Genomic DNA, 22,845 nt, shown 5'->3' with positions numbered 1-22,845 from the left:
ACTAGACGGACGCGGACGCCGAGGCGCGGGTGGTCGTGGCGATCGTGGCGGAGCCCACCACGCGGGTGCCGTCGTAGAGGACGATCGCCTGGCCGGGAGCCACGCCGCGGACCGGCTCCGTGAAGGCGACCCGCAGTTCACCGCCGACCATTTCGGCGAAGACCTCGGTCTCGCCGCCGTGGGCGCGCAGCTGCGCGGTGTACGTGCCCGGGGCGGCGGCGGTGGAGCCGCACCAGCGGGGGCGGATCGCGGTGAGGGCGGTGACGTCGAGCGCCTCCACCGGTCCCACCGTGACCGTGTTGTTCACCGGGGAGATGTCCAGGACGTAGCGCGGCTTGCCGTCGGGGGCCGGGTGGCCGATCCGCAGGCCCTTGCGCTGGCCGATGGTGAACCCGAAGGCGCCCTCGTGGGTGCCGACCTTCTCGCCGGTGGCCTCGTCGACGATGTCGCCCTCGGCCTTGCCCAGGCGGTTCGCCAGGAAGCCCTGGGTGTCGCCGTCGGCGATGAAGCAGATGTCGTGGCTGTCGGGCTTCTTCGCGACGGCCAGGCCCCGCTCCTCGGCCTCGGCGCGGATCTCTTCCTTGGTGGTGAGGGTGTCGCCGAGCGGGAACAGCGCGTGGGCGAGCTGCTTCTCGTCGAGGACGCCGAGGACGTAGGACTGGTCCTTGGCCATGTCGGAGGCGCGGTGCAGCTCGCGCGTGCCGTCCTGGTTCAGGACGACGGTGGCGTAGTGACCGGTGCAGACGGCGTCGAAGCCGAGGGCGAGGGCCTTGTCGAGCAGCGCCGCGAACTTGATCTTCTCGTTGCAGCGCAGGCAGGGGTTCGGGGTGCGCCCGGCCTCGTACTCGGAGATGAAGTCCTCGACGACGTCCTCGCGGAAGCGCTCGGCGAGGTCCCAGACGTAGAACGGGATGCCGATGACGTCGGCGGCGCGGCGGGCGTCGCGGGAGTCCTCGATCGTGCAGCAGCCGCGGGCCCCGGTCCGGAAGGACTGCGGGTTCGCGGACAGGGCGAGGTGGACGCCGGTCACGTCGTGCCCGGCTTCGACCGCGCGGGCGGCGGCGACGGCGGAGTCCACACCGCCGGACATGGCGGCCAGGACGCGGAGGGGGCGGGGGACGCTCGGCAGGTTCTCAGTCATAGCACCTTCCAGGGTACGGGGGAACCGCGCGGGGTCACAGCGCGTTCTCGGTGGCAGGGGGTGGATCACCATGGCGAGCAAGGGCGACAAGGGCGGTACGGGCAACAAGGGGCGGCCCGGGCGGACCCGCAGGGCGGTGCTGTTCGGCGGCCTCGGGGTGCTGGCGGCCGCGGCGGTCGTGGGGCGCGACGAGATCGGGCGGGCCTGGTGGCTGGTGCCCGGGGTGTCCAAGCCGCGCAAGGAAGGCGAGCTGGACCACGCGGGGGCTTCCTGGACGGCTGCCTCTCCGGCGAACTGGCGGCTGGCGGACCGGCCCGCGGACTACCGGGTGGACCGGATCGTGGTGCATGTCACCCAGGGCGGCTTCAAGTCCTCGGTCGACGCCTTCAAGAATCCGTTCCACCGGGCGTCGGCGCACTACATAGTCGGCCAGGACGGCCACATCGAGCAGATGGTGCGCGAGCTCGACGTCGCCTTCCACTCGGGCAACCGGTCCATGAACGAGCGCAGCATCGGCATCGAGCACGTCGGCTTCGTGGACCGGCCGAAGGACTTCACGGACGCGATGTACGCGGCTTCGGCGCGGCTCGCCGCCGACGTGTGCAGGCGGTACGGGATACCCGCCGACCGCAAGCACTTCCTCGGCCACTCCGAGGTGCCCGGAGCCGACCACACGGACCCGGGCCGCCACTGGGACTGGGACCGCTACCTCCGCATGGTCAACGAAGCCGGCACGGCGGGCGCCAAGACGGCCTAGCCGCCCTGGCCGCCTTGATCGCCCCGGACGCCCTAGCTCAGCCCCGCCGTGCGGGCGCGGGCCACCGCCGGGCCGATGGCGGCGGCGACCGCGTCCACGTCGGCCTGCGTGGAGGTGTGGCCGAGGGAGAAGCGCAGGGTCCCCCGGGCCAGTCGCGGGTCCGTGCCGGTGGCCAGCAGCACGTGGCTGGGCTGCGCCACGCCCGCCGTGCAGGCGGAGCCGGTGGAGCACTCGATGCCCTGGGCGTCGAGCAGGAGCAGCAGGGAGTCCCCCTCGCAGCCGGGGAAGCTGAAGTGCGCGTTGGCGGGGAGCCGGCCGGCCGGGTCGCCGCCCAGGACCGCGTCGGGCACCTCGTGGAGCACGGCGGCGACGAGCCGGTCGCGCAGGGCGCCGATCTCGGTGGCGAACCGTTCGCGCCGCTCGGCGGCGAGTACGGCTGCCACCGCGAAGGCGGCGACGGCCGGGACGTCGAGGGTGCCGGAGCGGACGTGCCGCTCCTGGCCCCCGCCGTGCAGGACGGGTACGGGGCTCTGGTCGCGGCCGAGCAGCAGGGCGCCGATCCCGTAGGGTCCGCCGACCTTGTGGCCGCTCACGGTCATCGCGGCGAGGCCGCTGTCGCCGAAGCGGACGTCGAGCTGACCGAAGGCCTGGACGGCGTCGGAGTGCAGCGGGATGCCGTACTCGCGGGCGACGGCGGCCAGTTCGGCGACCGGCATGACGGTACCGATCTCGTTGTTGGCCCACATGACGGTGGCCAGCGCGATGTCGTCGGGGCCCCGCTCGACCGCTTCGCGGAAGGCCTCGGGGTGCACGCGCCCGTAGCGGTCCACGGGCAGGTACTCGACCTGCGCCCCTTCGTGCTCGGCGAGCCAGTGCACGGCGTCGAGGACGGCGTGGTGCTCCACGGGGCTGGCGAGGACGCGGGTCCGGGCGGGATCGGCGTCGCGGCGGGCCCAGTAGAGCCCCTTGACGGCGAGGTTGTCGGCCTCCGTACCACCGGCGGTGAAGACCACCTCGCTCGGACGGGCCCCGAGTGCGTCGGCGAGGGCCTCGCGGGCCTCCTCGACGGTGCGGCGGGCGCGGCGGCCGGCGGCGTGCAGGGAGGACGCGTTGCCCGTGACGGCGAACTGCGCGGTCATCGCCGCAGCGGCCTCCGGCAGCATCGGGGTGGTGGCGGCGTGGTCGAGGTAGGCCATGATCCCCCGATTCTACGAGTCCCCCGCACCCGGGTTCCCCCGCCGTCCCCTCACACCCCCTGACGGATCCGTCCGACCCGCCGGGCACCGTGCGTGGGGCGCGGCCCCGTTGCCCCTCACCGTGCGCGGGGCGCCCTGGGCGACCCGTGCCTGGGGCACGACACCCCTGACCCTCGCCGGGCGCCCGGCGAGTCCGAGGCACCGTGCGTGCGGCCCGGCCCCCTCGGCCCCGGGGGGCGCGGGGCTCGCCGGTGTGCCGCTGCGCGGGGCGGAGTTCCCCTACCCGCCCTTCCACCGTTCCCAGGGCTCCGCCCTGACCCGTCAGGCCCCGGGCTCCGCCCGAGCCCCTGGGGCTCCGCCCCAGACCCCGCTCCTCAAACGCCGGAGGGGCTGGAATTGCCCTGCGGGCAATCCAGCCCCGGCCCGGCGAAATCAGCCCCTCCGGCGTTTGAGGAGCGGGGGTTCCGGGGGCTGGCCCCTGGCAACGGCGCCGCACACAACAGAGGTCCGGGCACCGCCCGGGGAACGGGCGAAGGGCGGGTAGGGGACCTCGCCCCGCAGGGCCGACCCAGCCGCACCCGCCCACCCGTGCCGGGACGGCGGTGGCGCCAGCCCCGCCCAGCCGCCGCCGGACGGAGTCCGGCGCAGCGGCCCGAAGCCCGCGTAGCGGTGCGAGGGACGCATCAAGAAGGGGCAGGAACGGCCGCCCCCCGGGGGGCACTCGCCAGCTGGCGGGACTGGGCGACCAGTCGGTCCGCCGAGTCCCAGACCTCCGCGTCCTCCTCCAGGAAGCCCCCCGCCAAGTTCCGCGTGGTGATCGACACCCGGAGCGGACCGGGCGCCGGACGGTGGCGGATGTGGGTGGTGAGTTCCACCGTCGGGGTCCAGCCGAGCAGGCCGAGGTCGAAGGAAGTCGGCGGGAGCGCGTCCACCGCCAGGAGGAGGGAGAAGGGGTCCGCGTCGCGGCCGTCCGCGAGCTCGAACCAGGACCGCATCTCCCCCTTGCCCGAGGGCTGCCCGACGGCCCAGCCGGCCGTCTCCGGGTCCAGCCGCAGCCGGAGCCGGTCCACGATCGCCGAGCTGCCGGGGATCGGGGCCGGGCCGGCCTCGGGGCCGAGGCAGTCCTCGTAGGCGGGGATGACGGGCGGGAGGGCCGTCGTGTGGACGGAGTCGGGGAGCGCCGCGAGGTCCCCGTAGGAGGCCAGGACGCGGATCCGCTCGACCTCGGCGCCGCTCTCGTCGAACTGGAAGAGGGAGGCCTGCCCGGTGGAGAGCCTGCGGCCGACCCGTACGACCTCGGTGCGGATCACGGCGGGGCCGGGAACCGAGGAGGTCAGGTAGTGCGCGGAGACCGTGAAGGGGTCCGGGTGCGGCAGGGCCGACGAGAGGGCGCGGCCGACGAGGGCCAGCAGGTATCCACCGTTGACGGCGGTGATGATGGTCCACCCGGCGGAGAGCTCCGCGTCGTACACCCCGGGCTCGCCCGCACGGGCGGTGACGGCGGTGTCGCGGTCGAACTCGCTGTCGCCGATGGAGGCCTTGGCAGCTGCGTGAGACATGGAACGACCGTACACCCGACCCCTACTAAGCGGTAGCTTTGGCGACTGTGGCGACCGCTACGGCCCCTCCCGGCCGCCCTACGGCTCCTCCGCCACCGACGAGCGGCGGTTCCACGCGAGCGGCGCCCGCCAGTGGAAACGGATGGCGAGGAGCCGCAGCACGAAGGTGGTGACGATCGCCAGGCCCGTCGTCAGGGCGTTCAGGTTGTCGAAGCTGATGAACAGCGCCACCATCGAGGCGCCGATGACGGCCGGCACGGCGTACATCTCGCGGTCGCGCAGCAGCGAGGGCACCTCGTTGACCAGGACGTCGCGCAGGACGCCCCCGCCGACGGCGGTCGCCAGGCCGAGCGCGGCGGAGGCGGTGAGGCCGAGGCCGTACTCGTAGGCCTTGGTCGTGCCCGTCACGCAGAACAGCCCGAGGCCGGCCGCGTCGAAGACGTTGATGGCGCGGTTGATCCGCTGGACCTCGGGGTGCAGGAAGAAGACGATCGCGGCGGCGACCAGCGGCGTGACGAAGAACCCGAGATCGCTGAAGGCCGCGGCCGGGGTGGCGCCGATGACGATGTCGCGGAACAGGCCGCCGCCGAGGGCGGTGACGAGCGCGAGGACGACGATGCCGAAGACGTCGAAGTTCTTGCGTACGGCGAGCAGCGCGCCGGCCGTGGCGAAGACGAAGATGCCCGCGAGGTCCAGGCTGTGCTGGACTCCGGGCGGGAAGAGATCGTGGAGCACGGGCTCATTGTGCCGGTCGCCCGCGGCGGGCTCGAACATGTGTGGCGCGGCCACGGCTGCGAAGGGGCGGCAGGCCCTGCCAGGTCGGGACCGCACCCCGTGGGGGTCCGGACCGCGGCCGGGTGCGGCGCCGCCGTCAGGGGCTCCGCCCCCGAACCCCCGCGACTCAAACGCCGGCGGGGCTGATTTGGCCCGGTGGGGCCCCGGGCAGTCGGCCGGCACGGGACGCAGGGTGCCGGCGGGGACGGTGCCGCCCCGGCGGCGGCAATGCACCACCGGGCAGCTCCGACGTCACCCAGCGGCGCCCCGGCGCCTTCCGGGGTGGCGCCGGATCTCCCCCGGCGGCGCCGGACCCGGCCGGCGCCGCCTGAGGTGGGCTCAGACCGTCGGCTTCGCCACGACCTCCGCCGCGCCCGGCAGGGCCGGGTCGCCCGGGGCCTGGTCGGGGGCGTTCTCCGGGTGGTGGCAGGCGACCTGGTGGCCGGTCTTCAGCGCGAGGAGCGGGGGCTCCTGCGTGGTGCAGATCTGGGTGGCCTTCCAGCACCGGGTGTGGAAGCGGCAGCCGCTCGGCGGCGAGATCGGGGAGGGCACGTCCCCCTTGAGCAGGATGCGGCCGCTCTTCGCTCCGCGCCGGCGCGGGTCCGGCACCGGGACGGCCGACATCAGGGCCGTGGTGTACGGGTGCATGGGCGCCGTGTACAGGGACTTGTTGTCCGCGAGCTCGACGATCTTGCCGAGGTACATGACCGCGATCCGGTCCGAGACGTGCCGGATGACCGACAGGTCGTGGGCGATGATCACGTACGTGAGGCCGAGCTCCTCCTGGAGGTCGTCCAGCAGGTTGACCACCTGGGCCTGGATGGAGACGTCCAGGGCCGAGACCGGCTCGTCGGCCACGACGAGCTTCGGCTTCAGGGCCAGGGCGCGGGCGATGCCGATGCGCTGGCGCTGACCGCCGGAGAACTCGTGCGGGTAGCGGTTGTAGTGCTCCGGGTTGAGTCCCACGAGCGCCAGCAGCCGCTGGACCTCCGCCTTGAGGCCGCCCTCGGGCTCGACGCCCTGGAGCTTGAACGGGGCGCTGACGATGGTGCCCACCGTGTGCCGCGGGTTCAGCGAGCCGTAGGGGTCCTGGAAGATCATCTGGACGTCGCGGCGCAGCGGGCGCATGCCGGACACGCTCAGGTGCGTGATGTCCCTGCCCTCGAACTCGACCTTGCCGCCGGTCGGTTCGAGCAGCCGGGTGATCAGCCGGCCCATGGTCGACTTGCCGCAGCCGGACTCGCCGACGATGCCGAGGGTCTCACCGCGCCGGACGTCGAAGTCGATGCCGTCGACGGCCTTCACGGCGCCGGTCTGGCGGCGCAGCAGGCCCTTGGTGATGGGGAAGTGCTTGACCAGCCCGGTCACCTTCAGCAGCGGCTCGGGGGACGAGTCCGCCTGTGCGGGGACCGTGCCCGTTGCCGTCTTCTTCATATCGGTCACAGCTTCGGCGCAATCTCTTCGGTCCAGATCCGGTTCCGCTGCTCCGGCGAGAGGTGGCAGGCGGCCCAGTGCCGGCCGTCGCCCTCCGCGGCTCCCTCGACCAGCGCCAGTTCGGGCCGCTGGGTACGGGTGATGCCGCCCTTGGGCAGGTCGGCGTACGGGCAGCGCGGGTGGAAGGCACAGCCGCTGGGGATGTTGATGAGGCTGGGCGGCGAGCCCTTGACCGGGATGAGGCGGTCGGTCTGTTCGCGGTCGATGCGGGGCATCGAGCCGAGCAGGCCCCAGGTGTAGGGGTGGCGGGGCTCGTAGAAGATCTTCTCGGCGCTGCCGCGCTCCACGCACCGGCCGCCGTACATCACGAGGATGTCGTCGGCCATCTCGGCGACCACACCGAGGTCGTGCGTGATCATGATGACGGCGGAGCCGAACTCCTTCTGCAGGTCCCGGATCAGGTCCAGGATCTGTGCCTGGACGGTGACGTCCAGTGCGGTGGTCGGCTCGTCGGCGATGAGCAGCTCGGGGTTGTTGACCAGCGACATCGCGATCATCGCGCGCTGGCGCATGCCGCCCGAGAACTCGTGCGGGTACGAGTCCACGCGCTGCTGGGGCTCCGGGATGCCGACGCGGTCGAGCATCTCAACCGCACGCTTGCGCGCGGTCTTCTTGTCGACGTCGTGGTGGGTCCGGTAGGCCTCGACGATCTGCTTGCCGACCGAGTAGTACGGGTGCATCGCGGACAGCGGGTCCTGGAAGACCATCGCCATCTTGCGCCCGCGCAGCGTGCGGACGCGGTCCGCGTCGGCCTGGACGAGGTCCTCGCCGTCGAGCACGACCTCGCCGGAGATCTGCGGGCGGTTGCGGACGTGGCCGGTGCGGTGCAGGCCCATGATGGCGAGCGAGGTGACCGACTTGCCGGAGCCCGACTCGCCCACGATGCCGAGGGTCTTGCCGCGCTCCAGGTCGAAGGAGAGCCCGTCGACGGACTTGACCAGGCCGTCGTCGGTCGGGAAGTGCACCTTGAGGTCGCGCACCGAGAGGAAGGCCCGGTCCCGGGCCCCGCCCTGCTCGGGCACGAAGGCGGGGGTCGGCACGGGGGCGGATGCCGTGGCGGACGCGGAAGCGGCGGCTGCGTCTGCGGTGGGGTGGTTCTCGGTCACGTCAGCCTCACGCGCGGGTCGATGACGGCGTACAGCATGTCCACGATCAGGTTGGCCAGCACCACGAAGAGCGCGGAGAGCAAGGTGACTCCCATGATCACGGGGAGGTCTCCCGCGCTGATGGCGGCGACGGCGGCCGTTCCCAGGCCCTGGAAGTTGAAGGTCGTCTCGGTGAGCACCGCGCCGCCGAGGAGTCCGCCGAGGTCGAGGCCGAACATCGTGACGACGGGGGTGAGGGTCGAGCGCAGGGCGTGCTTGCGGATGACCACGCCCTCCTTGAGGCCCTTGGCCCGGGCGGTGCGGATGTAGTCCTCGCCGAGGACCTCCAGCATCGTGGCGCGGGTGATGCGGGCGTAGGTGGCGGCGAAGAGGAAGGCCAGGGTCACCCAGGGCAGGATCAGGGAGTTGAGCCAGGCCACCGGATCCTCGGTGATGGGTTTGTAGTTGGAGACGTCCAGCCAGCCGAGGCCGTAGACGAAGATCGCTGGGGCCACCATGCCGGTGAAGAAGATCGGCAGGGACACACCGGCGAGCGCGCCGATCATGACGGTGCGGTCGACCACGGTGCGGCGCCTGAGCGCCGAGATCACACCGGTGGCCACACCCGCGATCACCCAGATCACGGCAGCGCCGAGAGCGAGCGAGAGGGTGACCGGCATGCGGTCGACCATGGTGTCCCAGACGGGCACCTCGGTCTTGAAGGAGTAGCCGAAGCACGGGGCCGCACAGTGTGTGATCTCTGTGCCGCCGTCGTAGTCCCGGCCGGCGAAGATGCCCTTCATGAAGATCAGGTACTGCTCGGAGATGGGCTTGTCGAAGCCCATCTTCACCCGGATGCCCGCCAGGGCGGTCGCGTTGGTCTCGCGTCCGGCGTACATGAGCGCCGGGTCGCTGCCGGTCAGCTTCGGGACCGCGAAGAAGATGCCGAAGGTGACCGCGGAGACCACCAGCAGCGTTGCGGCGACGTTGAAAAGTCGCCGTATGAGGTAGACGAGCACTGCAGTCGGCCGCTCGGGCCGGCGACCGCCGCCCCTTGTGGGGACGGCAGCCGCCGCCTGCGGCCTTCACCTGCCCTTCGGACTAGCGCATGTGCGGTGAAGGCGAACCAGCTGTGTCTGACGTGCCGCGGGCCCTGGGCCGCCCGGCGGGGCCGGGCGGCCTGGGTTCCTCGGCGGCTTCGACTACTTCATGACGCCGATGGTGGCAAGGTCGATCTTGCCCATCGAGTCGTTGAAGTAGACGTTGGTCAGGCGCGGGTTGTGGTAGACGAAGGCCTTGTCGAAGTTGATCGGCAGGTAGAGGGCCTTCTCCATGATCTTCTGGTTGATCTGCGTGTAGAACGGCGCGGCGGCGTCCGGGGTGGCAGCGGCAGCGGCGGTCTTGAACAGCCCGTTGATCTCCGGGTCGTTCGTCATCGTGTAGTTGTTGTTGCCGTTCTTCAGGATGAACGTGCCGTCGATCAGCGGCTGCAGGAAGCCCGAGCCGGAGTTGTAGTCGGCGCCCCAGCCCATGACGATGATGCCGTAGCCCTTGGCCTTCACGTTCTCGGGCGAACCGATGACGGAAGAGGACAGCTTGCCGTCGTACTGGTCGATCGTGGCCTTGATGCCGACCTTGTCGAGGGCCGCCTGCAGGGACTCGGCGGACTTGACCTCGGGGGCACGGTTGTTGCGGACCGCGATGGTGGTGGTGAAGCCCTCGGGCTTGCCACAGGCCTTGAGCGCTTCCTTGGCCTTGTCGGCCTGCGGCTCGCCCTTCGTCAGGCCGAACGGGTCGTACTTCTTGTCGGAGCCGGGGATGCCGGGCGGCAGCATGTTCGCGCCGAGGTCACCGCTGGTCGGGCCGCCTCGGGCCGTCTGCAGGGACTTCGGGTCGGCCGCGTAGATGACGGCCTTGCGGCACTCGATGTTGTCGAACGGGGCGACGTCCGTCGGGAAGGCGAAGTAGCGGATGTAGCCCGTGAACGGGTTGTCCGCGTTGGCCTTGAGCGCCTCGTCCTTGAGGACCTTGTTCTTGCCGGCGGCCTGCATGCCCGTGCCGTCGACCGCGAGGTCGATGTCACCGGAGATCAGACGCTGGTCCATGTCGTCCGGGTTGGTGGTCACCGTGAAGCTGACCTTGTCCGGCAGGCCCGTGCGGATCGTGTCCGTCTTCGGGTCCCAGTTCTCGTTGCGGACGAAGGTCGCGCCCTTGCTCGCCGTGAACTCCGACACCTTGTAAGGACCGGTGGAGACCGGCTTGTTGGTGTAGGTGGCGCCCGTGTCCTTGCCCGCGGGGACCGGGGAGGAGGACGGCATGGCCAGCAGGTACTTGAAGTCCGAGTTGGCGCTCGCCAGGTTGAAGACGATCGTCTTGTCGTCCGGCGTCTGGACGGACTTCAGACCCATCTTGTCGGGGTCGGTGTCCTTGTACGGGCCGGGGTACTTCTGGCCCTGGTCGAGGATGTCGATCAGGTACGTGGGACCACCGGACAGCACGTCCTGCGCGAAGACGCGCTCGATGCCGTACTTGAAGTCCTTCGAGGTGATCGGCGTGCCGTCCTCGAACTTGACGCCGTCCTTGATCTTGACGGTGTACGTCTTGCCGTCGTTGCTCAGGACCGGGTCGCCCGCGGCGAGGTCCGGGACCAGCTTGGTGCCCGCGGCGCCCGGCTTGCTGTCGTACGCGAACAGCTGGCGGATGTAGAGGCGCTGCAGGTTCCAGACGAAGCCGTAGTAGGCGCGCGCCGGGTCGAGGTAGTCGACGTCCTGGGGGGACCAGAGCTTGAGCTCTCCGCCCTTGGTGGTGGACGGGTTCACCACGCCGGTGGTCGCGGCGTTGAAGCCCGTCGCGGCCGGCTTGTCCTTGGACGGGGTCTTGGCCTCGTCCTTGCCACATGCCACGGCGGACATCGAGAGGGCAGCGACCACCGCGGTGATCGCGAGCGCCTTCTTTCTGCGGATCACGTTGTTCAACCTCCATTGGTGGGGGAATCGATGAAGCGGTTCAGCTGCCCTTGGGGTCGAGTGCGTCACGCAGCCCGTCCCCGAAGAGGTTGAACGCCAGGACGGTGATGAAGATCGCCATGCCGGGAACGACCATGTACATGGGGTCGTCCTGGTAGATGGGGATGGCGTCGGACAGCATCTTTCCCCAGGAGGCCGTCGGCGGCTTGACGCCGGCTCCGAGGAAGCTGAGGGCCGCCTCCGTCAGGATGTTCGTCGGGATGATCAGCGTCGTGTAGACGAGGATCGGCGCGAACAGGTTCGGCAGCAGCTCCTTGATCAGGATGTAGCCGCGGCCGGCTCCGAGGCTGCGTGCGGCCTCGACGTACTCGCGCTCGCGCAGCGAGATCGTCTGGCCCCGCACGATGCGGCCGATGTAGGGCCAGCCGAAGAAGCCGATGACGACCACCAGCACGCCCATCCGGACACCCGAACCCGTGAATCCCCACAGGGAGTTGGGAACGACGGAGACCAGCGAGATGGTGAACAGCAGCTGCGGGAAGGCCAGCAGCAGGTCCATGGTGCGGCTGATGACACCGTCGACCCAGCCGCCGAGGAACCCGGCCAGGGCGCCCAGCAGGCTGCCGAGGACGACGGAGACGAAGGCGGCGAGGAAGGCGACGGTCAGGGAGATGCGGGCGCCGTAGACGATCCGGCTGAAGACGTCGCGGCCGTTGGTCGGCTCCACGCCCAGCAGGTAGTCGGAGCTGATGCCTCCGAAGGATCCGAGCGGCGTCCCGAACTCCGGGTCGAGCAGATCCTCGTGGAACTCGTTGGGCGGGTGGCCCAGCAGGCTCACGATCAGCGGGGCGAAGACCGCCACCAGGATCAGGAGGATCACGACCACGCCGCCCGTCAGCGCGACCTTGTCGCGCTTGAGCCGCATCCAGGCGATGCGGCCGGGCGAGCGGCCTTCGATGGCCTTGGCTGGGACGTCGGCTACGGACACGGGAGCGGGAGTCTCCGCGCTCGTGTCATGCAGTGGTGCCGTCATCGTGGTGGGGACCCCTCTCGGCCGACGGGTGAGCCGGCCCATGCCCGCCGCTGTGGCGGCGTTGGTGCGGAGTGGCGCTCGGAGTGCGAGGTGCGGTTGCGGTCTGTCTGCGGAACGGTTACTGCCGGGGCTGTGCGCTACGGGCATTGCTGGTGATGCGCATGGTGCTGTACGAAACAACAAGCGAAGTTCCCGCGACGAGCTCGCCTTCGGAAGACTGACCCGCTCTTGGGTGGGGAGTCTTCATCGGGCGCTCGATCAGCCGCCAGACCCGCAGGTGAATGGATGCGCAACCGTGATCTGAGGGTCGAGTTCCCGTTATCCGGACTTCACTGTCACCTCAGCGGAGCAAGACATCCTGTTCGGTACGGAATCGGACATGGCGCCCAACTCGGCCTACGAGCATGCCTATTGGGCGTACATCAGCGTCGAAATCAGGACAACGCAAAGGCCGCACGGAACGACTGTTCCGTGCGGCCTTGGTGCCTATGTCTCAACAAGCGGGACGTCTCAGTAGGCGGGTGCCTGACCCTCGCGGTCGTAGAAGGGCCGGGTCTGCGCCCGCAGCCACATCGCCACCGGATCGTGCTCGTCCGCGAGCGCGACCGTGCACACGGGAACCCCCTCGGGGACCGCTCCGACCGACTGGCGCATCATCTCCCGGACCGATTCCAGGGCGTGCGCGGAGGCGTCGTACAGGTCGAGCCCGACGGCGAGGTACGGGGACCCCAGCGCGGGCTGCACCCAGGCGCGGCGCAGCGAGCGGACGGCCGGCGTGCGGTGGGCGTGCTGCGTGAGCAGCCCGTAGAACTGCGGCAGTTCGATGGCGGGCTCGGACAGCCGCAGCGGGCCGGCCGGCATCCGGTCCAGCCCGGTGGCGACCCGGCGCAGGTCGGCCCAGGGGATGCCGACGCCGCCGCCCTGGGCGTGCGGATTGAGCCACAGCCCCCAGCGGTCGGGGTAGAGGGCGCGGGCGATGTCCCGGCCCGTGACCACCTCGTACCCGCGGTTCCAGCCGCTGGCGGCCAGTTCCTGCGGGGAGGTCACGCAGGGCGCGTACCCGAGGCCCTCGACCTCCATGCCGCCGTACTGGGTCTCCGGGGAGCCGGGCTGCCCCTGCCAGAGGAGCATCCACAGCCGTCCCTCGGCCAGGGCGTGCAGGAGGGACTCGTAGCTCTCGTAGCGCCCGGGAGTCACCTGGCGCAGCATGTGCTCGACCTGCCCGACCGCGGCCGTGCCTGACGCACTCACCCGGTACCCCTCTTCGTCTGTTCGTCCGCCCGTCGTCCACGCGTGTCGGCCACCAGCTTAAGCGTCACTACGGCAGGTAGAAGGGGCGTACGCGCGTGGTGATGTAGTCGACGACCGGGTCTTCCGCGGCGTCGAGCAGGATCAACTGCACCGGCCAGGGCGGCGGTACGCGGGTCAGGGCCCGGCCCAGGGCGTCCATCGGGGCGTTTCGCATCTCGGGCTCCCATCCCAGCAGGCGGACACCGATGTAGAGCTCCGGCGAGCCGCCCTCGACGCTGGCGAGGCAGCGGTGCGCGGAGGCGACGACTCCGCTGGCGCTGAACTCCTCCGCGGCGGCGGCCAGGAAATCGACCGGGTCCTCCTGCCAGTCGGGCTCGTAGAGCCGGACCCGGCCGCCGGTGGCCGGGCCGTCGAGCGGGCCGCCGCCGGTGCGGCAGAGCTCCGCGACGGCCGGCGGGGGCAGCGGCACGCCTACGGATCCCTCCGGATTGACCGCGATGCCGAGCTGCGGGGGCAGGCCCCGGGCGAAGTCCGCGGCGGGGGCGACGGCGAAGTCCATGGCGGGTCCGGCGCAGGCGCGGAACTGCTCCTCGGAGCTGTAGACGGGCACGTACGCGGCGCCGTCGATCTCCATGGTGGGCAGGCTCAGGCTGTTCACCCCGCCGGGCAGCGGGATCCACAGGTCGCTCCGTCCGAGGACCTCGATGATCCGCCCCCCGGCGTCCGCCTGTCCGAGCGCCGCCCCGAGCACCTGCTCCAGCTCGTTACCCGGCCACATGTACGTCTCCGCTCGCTTGCCTTGGTCTCGACCCGAGGTTCTCGACCCGAGATTCCCGAGATTAACGGGCGCCTGCGACACCCCCTCCGGGGGCCGCCCGTACGGGAGCCCGTACGGGCCTCGCGCGGCGCCCCGCCGCCGCTAGCGGAAGCCGATCGACGTCAGCCGCGACGCCGCCGGGCGGTCCAGCAGGGTCACCGACGTGCAGCCGGCCGGCGGGCGGCCCGCCTCGGCCTCGCGCAGCAGCCGGGTCACCGCGCCGCGGTGCCGGGCGAAGGCGTACGCCGACACCCCGCGGCCCCGCGCCGCCTGTCCGGCCCGGGCCTCCTCGGGGGTGGTGTCCAGCAGCACCAGGTGCAGCGAGCGGCCGCGCCGCCGGGCAGCCGAGGCCAGCAGCGCCCGGACCCAGCTCTGCGTACCGCAGTCGTGGACGACGGCCGGGGCCCCGGAGCGGAGCACCCGCCACAGTCCCCAGTAGTGCGCGATCCGGACCGCCGGCCGGTACACCGCGTAGGGCAGGGCGGCCGGCATCCGGCGCTCCCACCGCTCGCGGGCGTCCTGGGAGTCGATGCCGCCGCCCTCGGCGGCCCGCTTGATCAGGGTGCTCTTGCCGCCGCCGGGCAGTCCGGACACCACCACGACGTCCCCGGCGGCGAAGCGGAGCCGCCGCGGTCCCTCGGCTCCGCGCAGGTCCCGTACCGCTCCGGGCTCTGCGCACTCCCCGGGCGCCCCCGCCGCCGGATCCCGTACGACGGCGCGCTGGGTCGGCACCGCGGCCATCACGTCCTCGACGGCGGCCGTACTCGTCGATGCAAGTGGTCCGAATCTCCGCACAGTGCTCGCCTCCCCCGGGCCGGGTCACCTGGACCCGTTCCCCCTGAGTGTAAAGAGACGGTAATCCGGGGTGTCCGGTTCCGCTCCGGTTCCGCTCCGCTTGCGGACCCCCTCCCCCATTCGGCCGCACCTCGTGCAATGATGTGCGCCATCTGGACACCTAACTGCATACCGGCCGCTTGAATCCGCGCGGGAGAGTCCCGGCACGCCGCAAGGCGGTGCCCGGGCGCCGAAGGAGCAAGTACCTCCCTTGAATCTCTCAGGCCCCGTACCGCGTGGATGAGGCAGATCTGAAAAGCGAGCCGCGCCACCGCCCGTGAGGGCACGGGCGACGGCTCCACCCAAGGTGCAAGTCGAGGCCTCCCCTGGAAGCGGGGAACTCTCGGCGAACCTCTCAGGTTCCGATGACAGATGGGGAGGAACTCCTCCTCGTCATGTCATTCCCTGGGACCCGGGAGCCACACCCATGAGCACTGCCCCCCGCCTGACCGCCCTCGATGCGCTGCACCGTTCCCTCGGTGCGACCATGACCGATTTCGCGGGCTGGGACATGCCCCTGCGGTACGGGAGCGAGCGCGACGAGCACAACGCCGTCCGCACCAAGGCCGGTCTCTTCGACCTCTCCCACATGGGCGAGATCACCCTGACCGGCCCGGAGGCCGTCAAGGTCCTGGACTACGCGCTGGTCGGCAACATCTCCACCGTGGGCGTCGGCCGTGCCCGCTACACGCACATCTGCCAGGAGGACGGCGGGATCCTGGACGACCTGATCGTCTACCGCCTGGGCGAGACCGAGTTCATGGTCGTCGCGAACGCCTCCAACGCCCAGGTCGTCCTGGACGCGATCACCGAGCGCGCCGCCGGCTTCGACGCCGAGGTCCGCGACGACCGCGACGCGTACGCGCTGCTCGCGGTGCAGGGTCCGGAGTCCCCCGGCATCCTCGCCTCCCTCACCGACGCCGACCTGGACGGGCTGAAGTACTACGCCGGCCTGCCCGGCACGGTCGCCGGGGTGCCCGCGCTGATCGCGCGTACCGGCTACACCGGCGAGGACGGCTTCGAGCTGTTCGTCTCGCCGGAGCACGCCGTGGAGCTGTGGCAGGCGCTGACCAAGGCGGGCGAGGGCGTCGGCCTGGTCCCGGCCGGCCTGTCCTGCCGCGACACCCTGCGCCTGGAAGCGGGCATGCCGCTGTACGGGCACGAGCTGACCACCGCCCTGACCCCGTTCGACGCGGGTCTGGGCCGGGTCGTGAAGTTCGAGAAGGAGGGCGACTTCGTCGGCCGCGCCGCCCTGGAGGCCGCCGCCGAGCGCGCCGCCTCCAAGGCGCCGCGCAAGCTGGTCGGCCTGATCGCCGAGGGCCGCCGCGTTCCGCGCGCCGGTTTCTCCGTGACCTTCGACGGCCAGGTCGTCGGCGAGGTCACCTCGGGCGCCCCGTCCCCGACGCTGGGCAAGCCGATCGCGATGGCCTATGTCGACGCGGCGCACGCCGCGCCCGGCACCTCCGGCGTCGGCGTGGACATTCGCGGTACGCATGAGGCGTACGAGGTCGTGGCCCTGCCGTTCTACAAGCGGCAGAAGTAACGCCGTACCCGCACCGCACCACGCCTCACCGCTGACCGGCGCATCCCGCCGTCCCGCACGACCTCCGTTCGTATCCACTCCCCCGCATCCAGGAGAATCAGGTCATGAGCAACCCCCAGCAGCTGCGTTTCAGCAAGGAGCACGAGTGGCTGTCGGGCGCCGTCGACGGCGTCTCGACGGTCGGCATCACGGAGTTCGCGGCCAACGCGCTCGGTGACGTCGTCTACGCCCAGCTTCCCGAGGTCGGTGACACGGTGACCGCGGGCGAGACCTGCGGCGAGCTGGAGTCGACCAAGTCGGTCAGCGACCTGTACTCCCCCGTCACCGGCGAGATCGTCGAGTTCAACCAGGACGTCATCGACGACCCGGCGCTGGTGAACTCGGCTCCCTTCGAGGGTGGCTGGCTCTTCAAGGTGCGCGTCACGGAGGAGCCCGCCGACCTGCTCTCATCCGACGAGTACGCCAAGCTCACCGCCGGCAACTGACCCAGGGAACCCTGATGTCTGTACTGAACACTCCCCTCCACGAGCTCGACCCGGACGTCGCCGCCGCCGTCGACGCCGAACTCGTGCGCCAGCAGTCCACCCTGGAAATGATCGCGTCGGAGAACTTCGCTCCGGTCGCCGTCATGGAGGCCCAGGGCTCGGTCCTGACCAACAAGTACGCCGAGGGCTACCCCGGCCGCCGCTACTACGGCGGCTGCGAGCACGTCGACGTGGTCGAGCAGATCGCGATCGACCGCATCAAGGCGCTCTTCGGCGCCGAGGCCGCGAACGTGCAGCCCCACTCGGGCGCGCAGGCCAACGCGGCCGCGATGTTCGCGCTGATCAAGCCGGGCGACACGATCATGGGTCTGAACCTGGCCCACGGCGGTCACCTGACCCACGGCATGAAGATCAATTTCTCCGGCAAGCTCTACAACGTGGTCCCGTACCACGTCGACGAGACCGGCGAGGTCGACATGGCCGAGGTCGAGCGCCTCGCCAAGGAGTCCAAGCCGCAGCTGATCGTCGCGGGCTGGTCCGCCTACCCGCGCCAGCTCGACTTCGCCGCCTTCCGCCGCATCGCGGACGAGGTCGGCGCGTACCTGATGGTCGACATGGCGCACTTCGCCGGCCTCGTCGCCGCGGGTCTGCACCCGAACCCGGTGCCGCACGCCCACGTCGTCACCACCACCACGCACAAGACCCTCGGCGGTCCGCGCGGCGGTGTCATCCTGTCGACGCAGGAGCTGGCCAAGAAGATCAACTCCGCGGTCTTCCCGGGTCAGCAGGGCGGCCCGCTGGAGCACGTGATCGCGGCCAAGGCCGTCTCCTTCCTCGTGGCGGCCTCGCCCGAGTTCAAGGAGCGCCAGGAGCGCACCCTGGAGGGTGCGAAGATCCTCGCCGCCCGCCTGGTCCAGGACGACGTCAAGGCCGTGGGCGTGGACGTCCTCACCGGCGGCACCGACGTGCACCTGGTCCTGGTCGACCTGCGCAACTCCGAGCTGGACGGTCAGCAGGCCGAGGACCGCCTCCACGAGGTCGGCATCACGGTCAACCGCAACGCGATCCCGAACGACCCGCGGCCGCCGATGGTGACCTCGGGTCTGCGGATCGGTACGCCGGCGCTGGCCACCCGCGGCTTCGACGCCGAGGCCTTCACCGAGGTCGCCGAGATCATCGCGCAGGCGCTGAAGCCCGCCTACGACGCGGACGACCTCAAGGCGCGCGTCTCCGCGCTCGCCGCGAAGTTCCCGCTGTACCCGACGCTCTAGGCGCCGGCCTGAGAGGGCCCGGCCTTGTTTTGCACAGGGCCGGGCCTCTTTCATGACCAAAGCCCCAGGTGGAGGCGACCTAGTGCCGCTGAATCTGCCAATAAATGGCAAATAGGCTCCGGATAAAGGAAAGACCGCACCCCCTGGCAGGACGGACAGCACACCCCATGGACATGAGCGCAGCGAACAAGAAGGGACTCAGTCTCTTCGCCCTGATCATGATCGGCCTCGGCTCGATCTTCGGATCGGGGTGGCTCTTCGGGGCCGGTCAGGCGGCAGCCGTCGCAGGGCCCGCGGCGATCATCGCCTGGGTCATCGGCGCCGTCTTCATCGGCATGATCGCCATGTCCTACGCGGAGGTGGGCGCCGCCTACCCGCTGCCCGGCTCGATGGCCCGCTTCGGCACCATCTCACATGGCCCCGTCCTCGGCTTCATCACCGGCTGGGCGGTCTGGATCGCCATCGCCGCGCTGATCCCGATCGAGTCCATCGCCGGTACGCAGTACATGTCCTCCTGGAACTTCGGCTGGGCCAAGGGCCTGGTCGAGAACGGCGGCCTGACCACCTCCGGCATGGCGATGGCCCTGTTCCTGACCGTGGCCCTGTGGCTCGCCTGCTACTGGTCGGTGGCGCTGCTCGCCAAGGCGAACAACCTCCTCACCCTGGTCAAGTTCGCCATCCCCGTCCTCGCCGTGATCGCCCTGATCGCCTCCGGCTTCCACACCGGCAACTTCACCGACCACGGCGGCTTCGCCCCCAACGGCTGGTCCGCGGTCATGACCGCCGTCACCACCTCCGGCGTGGTCTTCGCCTTCAACGGCTTCCAGGCCGTCGTCAACCTCGGCGGCGCCGCCAAGAACCCCGGCCGCGCCATTCCGCTGGCCCTGGTCGGCGCCCTCTCCCTCGGCCTGGTCATCTACCTGGCCCTGCAGATCGCCTTCATCGGCGGCGTCCCGCCGGAGAAGCTCGCCGAGGCCGGCGGCTGGAACGGCATCAACTTCTCCTCGCCGTTCGCCGACCTCGCCAAGATGCTGATGCTGCACTGGGTCGTCACGATGCTCCAGTTCGGTGCCTTCATCTCCCCGTCCGGTGCCAACATCGGCAACGTCGCCTCCGCCTCGTACATGGCGCAGAACCTCGCGGACACCGGCTTCTTCCCGAAGAAGATCCGCGAGGTCCACCCGAAGTACGGCACCGCGCGTCCCGCGATGTGGCTGAACCTCGGCTTCTCGATCCTGCTGCTGGTCACCGTCGGCCACAGCTGGGAGGCCCTGGCCAGCGTCGTCTCCGCCGCGATGGTGGTCTCGTACCTGATCGGCCCGATCGCGGTCGGCGTCTTCCGCAAGACCAAGCCCGAGCTGCCGCGCCCCTTCCGCCTCCCGGCGGCGAGCATCCTCTGCCCGATCACCTTCGCCTTCGCCGCCTGCGCCCTGTACTGGTCCAAGTGGCCGGACACCGGCAAGGTGGTGCTGCTCACCCTGGTGGCCGCCCCGATCGCGGCGATCGTGCTCAAGCGCAAGGGCGAGAAGAACATGGCCAAGCAGTTCGCCCCGGCCTGGTGGATGATCGCCTTCCTGCTGTGGCTGGGCACGCTGTCGGCGCTCGGCAGCAGCGAGTTCGGCGGCAGCGGATTCATCCCCGGCGGCGTGGACATCGCCATCGTGGCCGTCTCCGCCCTGGGCTTCTACTTCTGGGCCGTACGGTCCGGGGTCAAGGCCCACTACGCGGGCCTGCCGGGCCCGGACCCGGTCCTGGACGCCCCCGCCGAGGCGGCCGACACGGCCGACGCTCCGGAGCGCGAACTGAGCCACGCCTGAGCATCCCCTTCCCGACCCGTCCGGCGGCCGAGCCGTTCACCTCACCGCGTTAAGCTCGGCTGCCGGACAAAATCCGCAGATCGTCCCCGATCAATCCGATCAACCCGATCAGCCCCTCCTGCCCACGCTTCCCACCCACGAGCAGACATAGGAGTCCGCAACCGTGGCCATCTCCGTCTTCGATCTCTTCTCGATCGGCATCGGTCCCTCTTCCTCCCACACCGTCGGACCGATGCGCGCCGCGCGCATGTTCGTGACCCGGCTCAAGAAGGACGGCGTCCTCGCCCAGACCGCCTCGGTCCGCGCCGAGCTCTTCGGCTCCCTCGGTGCCACCGGGCACGGCCACGGCACCCCCAAGGCGGTGCTGCTGGGCCTGGAGGGCCACTCGCCCCGCACCGTGAACGTGGAGACCGCCGACGCCGAGGTCGAGCGCATCCGCCAGACGGGCCGCCTGCGCCTGCTGAGCACCGAGATAGGCGATGGCCACGAGATCGACTTCGACGAGCCGAACCAGCTGATCCTGCACCGCCGGCGCTCGCTCCCGTACCACGCGAACGGCATGACGCTCTTCGCGTACGACGAGGCGGGCACCCCCCTGCTGGAGAAGACCTACTACTCGGTCGGCGGCGGCTTCGTCGTGGACGAGGACGCGGTCGGCGAGGACCGGATCAAGCTCGACGACACCCCGCTGAAGTACCCCTTCCGCAGCGGAGACGAGATGCTGCGCCTCGCGAACGAGACCGGCCTGTCGATCTCCTCGATGATGCTGGAGAACGAGAAGGCCTGGCGCACCGAGGACGAGATCCGCGAGGGCCTGCTGGAGATCTGGCGCGTCATGCAGTCCTGCGTCGCGCGCGGCATGTCCCGCGAGGGCATCCTCCCCGGCGGCCTGCGGGTCAAGCGCCGGGCCGCCTCCACGGCGCGCCAGCTGCGCACCGAGGGCGACCCGATGATGCACCGCAGCGAGTGGGCGACCATCTACGCGATGGCGGTCAACGAGGAGAACGCGGCCGGCGGCCGGGTCGTGACGGCCCCGACGAACGGCGCGGCGGGCGTCCTCCCGGCGGTCCTGCACTACTACATGAACTTCGTGCCGGGCGCGGACGAGGACGGCGTGGTCCGCTTCCTCCTCGCCGCAGGCGCGATCGGCATGCTCTTCAAGGAGAACGCCTCGATCTCCGGCGCCGAGGTCGGCTGCCAGGGCGAGGTCGGCTCGGCCTGCTCGATGGCGGCCGGCGCGCTGGCCGAGGTCCTGGGCGGCACCCCGGAGCAGGTCGAGAACGCGGCCGAGATCGGCATGGAGCACAACCTCGGCCTCACCTGCGACCCGGTCGGCGGCCTCGTCCAGATCCCCTGCATCGAGCGCAACGGGATGGCGGCGGTCAAGGCCGTCACCGCGGCCAAGATGGCGATGCGCGGCGACGGCAGCCACAAGGTCTCCCTCGACAAGGTCATCAAGACCATGAAGGAGACGGGCGCCGACATGAAGGTCAAGTACAAGGAAACCGCCCGCGGCGGCCTGGCGGTCAACGTCATCGAGTGCTGACCTGCACCAGCTGAACGATTCGGGCCCCGACGCTTCGCGTCGGGGCCTTCGTCGTTCCCCCTGCCGGGCAGGTGGGTTACGCCAGTAACTTCGTTCGAGATTGAGTGGGTTGTGAGGTTTGGCGGTGGGTTGATCACGCTTGAGGGGGAACAAGGCACTCTGGGCTGGTTTCTTGATGATCACCTGCGCCAGGGTGGGGGCACGACGTCGCGTCCACACCCCCGGCGGTTCGGCCAACCGTCTTGGACCACAGCCGTTTTGCTTAACTGGAGGACTTGAAACATGGCAAGCACTCGCAGCATCCGCATGATGGCGGCCGCCGCATCGCTCCCCCTCGCCTTCGCGCTCCTCTCGGGCGTCGCCCAGGCCGACAACGGGGCCGGTGCGGCCGGGACCGCGTCGAACGCGGCCCTCGCCGGTGTCCTCGGAAGCGGGGTCGGCGGCAGCAACACCGGCAACTCCTCCACCGCCCAGCAGGTCGCCTCGGGCTTCGGTGCCTCCAACCAGAACAACGGCGCCCAGGCCAACGGTTCGGGCTTCACCGCGATCGGCCAGTCCAACTCCCACGAGTCCTTCATCTACAACCCGCTCCCGTAGTTCCGGCCGGGGCCCCGCCCCGGCCGCGCACGCCCTTCCACCGAGCCCCGCCCTCCCCCCGGAGGGCGGGGCTCGGCGCGTCGGGCGAAGACGGGCCGAGCGGCCCGGGCGAAGGGGACCTTTGGCCGCGCCGGGGCGGCCCGGGGGTGGGCTAGCTTGCCCGAGTGGGCCCTGCGCACATGCGCCGGCGGGGACCCCACCCCGAGAGAGAGGCGCCCGCATGACCGGCACCGAACACCGCGTCCTCCCGCTCCGCCTGGAGGCCGCTCCCGAGCCCGTCCCGGTGCGGGGCGTCTTCGTGTACCGCACCGATCGGCCCTACGAGATCTCCCTCGACTTCGAGGGCGCCGGAATGCACCTCGCCCGCTGGGTCTTCTCCCGGGAGCTGCTGCTCGACGGCCAGGTCTGCGCCACCGGTGAGGGCGACATCCAGGTGTGGCCGCGCTGGAGGGGCACCGAGCCGCGGGTCTTCTTCGCCTTCAGCAACGGCACGCAGTCCTGCGTGATGTCCGCCCGGGCCAAGGACGTGCACGCGCTGTGCCGCCGGATGACCGAGCTCGTTCCGCGCGGCCAGGAACACCTGCACTACGACCTCGACGCCGAGCTGAACGCCCTCCTGCCCAGCTGAACCGGGCGCAACGGGCGGGACCCGCCGGACCGGGTGAACCCGGTGCAACCG

General features: G+C 70.8%; 20 protein-coding genes and 1 riboswitch. Of the genes, 8 read left to right on the top strand and 12 right to left on the bottom strand.

Translation table 11 applies throughout. The annotated features are described in order from the left end of the window. Nucleotide 1: 1 nt before the first annotated feature. Nucleotides 2-1,141 (bottom strand): tRNA 2-thiouridine(34) synthase MnmA, encoded by a 1,140-nt coding sequence (gene mnmA, locus OG435_RS31270; protein ID WP_266881255.1) that lies wholly within the window; start codon nt 1,139-1,141, stop codon nt 2-4. A 70-nt stretch (nt 1,142-1,211) separates the two neighbouring features. Between mnmA and OG435_RS31265 the strand changes: the two genes are divergently transcribed. Beyond that, nucleotides 1,212-1,898 carry an N-acetylmuramoyl-L-alanine amidase gene (locus OG435_RS31265; RefSeq protein ID WP_266881254.1) on the top strand — a complete coding sequence of 229 codons (687 nt, stop codon included), beginning with the start codon at nt 1,212-1,214 and terminating at the stop codon, nt 1,896-1,898. A gap of 32 nt (nt 1,899-1,930) precedes the next feature. Here OG435_RS31265 and OG435_RS31260 read toward each other — a convergent pair whose 3' ends face one another. From OG435_RS31260 to OG435_RS31210, 11 genes are all read right to left on the bottom strand, one after another. Beyond that, on the bottom strand, nt 1,931-3,094 hold the full coding sequence (locus OG435_RS31260) for a cysteine desulfurase family protein (RefSeq protein WP_266881253.1): 1,164 nt from the start codon (nt 3,092-3,094) through the stop codon (nt 1,931-1,933). Between the two features lie 683 nt (nt 3,095-3,777). Beyond that, nucleotides 3,778-4,653, bottom strand: a complete 876-nt coding sequence (locus OG435_RS31255; protein ID WP_266881252.1) for a thioesterase family protein — start codon at nt 4,651-4,653, stop codon at nt 3,778-3,780. A gap of 78 nt (nt 4,654-4,731) precedes the next feature. Next, nucleotides 4,732-5,388 (bottom strand): trimeric intracellular cation channel family protein, encoded by a 657-nt coding sequence (locus OG435_RS31250; protein WP_266881251.1) that lies wholly within the window; start codon nt 5,386-5,388, stop codon nt 4,732-4,734. 378 nt (nt 5,389-5,766) lie between these two features. Further along, on the bottom strand, nt 5,767-6,861 hold the full coding sequence (locus OG435_RS31245) for an ABC transporter ATP-binding protein (protein WP_266881250.1): 1,095 nt from the start codon (nt 6,859-6,861) through the stop codon (nt 5,767-5,769). A gap of 5 nt (nt 6,862-6,866) precedes the next feature. Continuing rightward, the gene (locus OG435_RS31240; protein ID WP_266882250.1) at nt 6,867-7,961 is read right to left on the bottom strand and encodes an ABC transporter ATP-binding protein; all 1,095 of its coding nucleotides are present in this window, start codon (nt 7,959-7,961) and stop codon (nt 6,867-6,869) included. A gap of 62 nt (nt 7,962-8,023) precedes the next feature. After that, nucleotides 8,024-9,025: an ABC transporter permease gene (locus tag OG435_RS31235; protein WP_266881249.1), complete on the bottom strand. Its 1,002-nt coding sequence runs from the start codon at nt 9,023-9,025 to the stop codon at nt 8,024-8,026. 183 nt (nt 9,026-9,208) lie between these two features. Further along, nucleotides 9,209-10,918 (bottom strand): ABC transporter substrate-binding protein, encoded by a 1,710-nt coding sequence (locus OG435_RS31230; protein ID WP_430625785.1) that lies wholly within the window; start codon nt 10,916-10,918, stop codon nt 9,209-9,211. A 94-nt stretch (nt 10,919-11,012) separates the two neighbouring features. Further along, on the bottom strand, nt 11,013-12,005 hold the full coding sequence (locus OG435_RS31225) for an ABC transporter permease (RefSeq protein ID WP_266881247.1): 993 nt from the start codon (nt 12,003-12,005) through the stop codon (nt 11,013-11,015). Nucleotides 12,006-12,515: 510 nt separating this feature from the next. Next, nucleotides 12,516-13,256 carry an enhanced serine sensitivity protein SseB C-terminal domain-containing protein gene (locus OG435_RS31220; protein ID WP_266881246.1) on the bottom strand — a complete coding sequence of 247 codons (741 nt, stop codon included), beginning with the start codon at nt 13,254-13,256 and terminating at the stop codon, nt 12,516-12,518. 67 nt (nt 13,257-13,323) lie between these two features. Beyond that, nucleotides 13,324-14,034 (bottom strand): enhanced serine sensitivity protein SseB C-terminal domain-containing protein, encoded by a 711-nt coding sequence (locus tag OG435_RS31215; RefSeq protein WP_266881245.1) that lies wholly within the window; start codon nt 14,032-14,034, stop codon nt 13,324-13,326. Between the two features lie 141 nt (nt 14,035-14,175). After that, nucleotides 14,176-14,814 carry an AAA family ATPase gene (locus tag OG435_RS31210; RefSeq protein ID WP_430625784.1) on the bottom strand — a complete coding sequence of 213 codons (639 nt, stop codon included), beginning with the start codon at nt 14,812-14,814 and terminating at the stop codon, nt 14,176-14,178. Nucleotides 14,815-15,048: 234 nt separating this feature from the next. Beyond that, nucleotides 15,049-15,152, top strand: a riboswitch (glycine riboswitch). 182 nt (nt 15,153-15,334) lie between these two features. Here OG435_RS31210 and gcvT point away from each other — a divergent pair. The 7 genes from gcvT to OG435_RS31175 all read left to right on the top strand — a co-directional run bounded on the left by gcvT (nt 15,335) and on the right by OG435_RS31175 (nt 22,794). Continuing rightward, nucleotides 15,335-16,450, top strand: a complete 1,116-nt coding sequence (gene gcvT, locus OG435_RS31205; RefSeq protein ID WP_266881243.1) for a glycine cleavage system aminomethyltransferase GcvT — start codon at nt 15,335-15,337, stop codon at nt 16,448-16,450. A gap of 104 nt (nt 16,451-16,554) precedes the next feature. Further along, nucleotides 16,555-16,935, top strand: coding sequence for a glycine cleavage system protein GcvH (gcvH, locus tag OG435_RS31200; RefSeq protein WP_266881242.1), 381 nt, complete (start codon nt 16,555-16,557; stop codon nt 16,933-16,935). 14 nt (nt 16,936-16,949) lie between these two features. Beyond that, entirely contained in the window at nt 16,950-18,206 is a 1,257-nt protein-coding gene (glyA, locus tag OG435_RS31195; RefSeq protein ID WP_266881241.1) for a serine hydroxymethyltransferase, read from the top strand. Between the two features lie 167 nt (nt 18,207-18,373). Then, nucleotides 18,374-20,023, top strand: a complete 1,650-nt coding sequence (locus tag OG435_RS31190) for an APC family permease (RefSeq protein ID WP_266881240.1) — start codon at nt 18,374-18,376, stop codon at nt 20,021-20,023. A 163-nt stretch (nt 20,024-20,186) separates the two neighbouring features. After that, on the top strand, nt 20,187-21,569 hold the full coding sequence (locus OG435_RS31185; protein WP_266881239.1) for an L-serine ammonia-lyase: 1,383 nt from the start codon (nt 20,187-20,189) through the stop codon (nt 21,567-21,569). Between the two features lie 282 nt (nt 21,570-21,851). Beyond that, nucleotides 21,852-22,166 (top strand): hypothetical protein, encoded by a 315-nt coding sequence (locus tag OG435_RS31180; RefSeq protein ID WP_266881238.1) that lies wholly within the window; start codon nt 21,852-21,854, stop codon nt 22,164-22,166. Nucleotides 22,167-22,386: 220 nt separating this feature from the next. Further along, nucleotides 22,387-22,794 (top strand): SsgA family sporulation/cell division regulator, encoded by a 408-nt coding sequence (locus OG435_RS31175; RefSeq protein ID WP_266881237.1) that lies wholly within the window; start codon nt 22,387-22,389, stop codon nt 22,792-22,794. The last annotated feature ends 51 nt before the right edge of the window (nt 22,795-22,845 follow it).

Source organism: Streptomyces sp. NBC_01264, from assembly GCF_026340675.1.
Lineage (GTDB): Bacteria > Actinomycetota > Actinomycetes > Streptomycetales > Streptomycetaceae > Streptomyces.
This window is presented reverse-complemented; position numbering and strand designations above follow the sequence as displayed.

What these genes read in the sequence shown, in the direction of transcription:
- OG435_RS31260 (WP_266881253.1), bottom strand. Translation starts at nt 3,094, where the DNA reads ATGGCCTACCTCGACCACGCCGCCACCACCCCGATGCTGCCGGAGGCC.
- OG435_RS31180 (WP_266881238.1), top strand. Translation starts at nt 21,852, where the DNA reads ATGGCAAGCACTCGCAGCATCCGCATGATGGCGGCCGCCGCATCGCTC.
- mnmA (WP_266881255.1), bottom strand. Translation starts at nt 1,141, where the DNA reads ATGACTGAGAACCTGCCGAGCGTCCCCCGCCCCCTCCGCGTCCTGGCC.
- glyA (WP_266881241.1), top strand. Translation starts at nt 16,950, where the DNA reads ATGTCTGTACTGAACACTCCCCTCCACGAGCTCGACCCGGACGTCGCC.
- OG435_RS31190 (WP_266881240.1), top strand. Translation starts at nt 18,374, where the DNA reads ATGGACATGAGCGCAGCGAACAAGAAGGGACTCAGTCTCTTCGCCCTG.
- OG435_RS31245 (WP_266881250.1), bottom strand. Translation starts at nt 6,861, where the DNA reads ATGAAGAAGACGGCAACGGGCACGGTCCCCGCACAGGCGGACTCGTCC.
- gcvT (WP_266881243.1), top strand. Translation starts at nt 15,335, where the DNA reads ATGAGCACTGCCCCCCGCCTGACCGCCCTCGATGCGCTGCACCGTTCC.
- OG435_RS31210 (WP_430625784.1), bottom strand. Translation starts at nt 14,814, where the DNA reads ATGGCCGCGGTGCCGACCCAGCGCGCCGTCGTACGGGATCCGGCGGCG.
- OG435_RS31175 (WP_266881237.1), top strand. Translation starts at nt 22,387, where the DNA reads ATGACCGGCACCGAACACCGCGTCCTCCCGCTCCGCCTGGAGGCCGCT.
- OG435_RS31225 (WP_266881247.1), bottom strand. Translation starts at nt 12,005, where the DNA reads ATGACGGCACCACTGCATGACACGAGCGCGGAGACTCCCGCTCCCGTG.
- OG435_RS31255 (WP_266881252.1), bottom strand. Translation starts at nt 4,653, where the DNA reads ATGTCTCACGCAGCTGCCAAGGCCTCCATCGGCGACAGCGAGTTCGAC.
- gcvH (WP_266881242.1), top strand. Translation starts at nt 16,555, where the DNA reads ATGAGCAACCCCCAGCAGCTGCGTTTCAGCAAGGAGCACGAGTGGCTG.
- OG435_RS31215 (WP_266881245.1), bottom strand. Translation starts at nt 14,034, where the DNA reads ATGTGGCCGGGTAACGAGCTGGAGCAGGTGCTCGGGGCGGCGCTCGGA.
- OG435_RS31230 (WP_430625785.1), bottom strand. Translation starts at nt 10,918, where the DNA reads ATGTCCGCCGTGGCATGTGGCAAGGACGAGGCCAAGACCCCGTCCAAG.
- OG435_RS31265 (WP_266881254.1), top strand. Translation starts at nt 1,212, where the DNA reads ATGGCGAGCAAGGGCGACAAGGGCGGTACGGGCAACAAGGGGCGGCCC.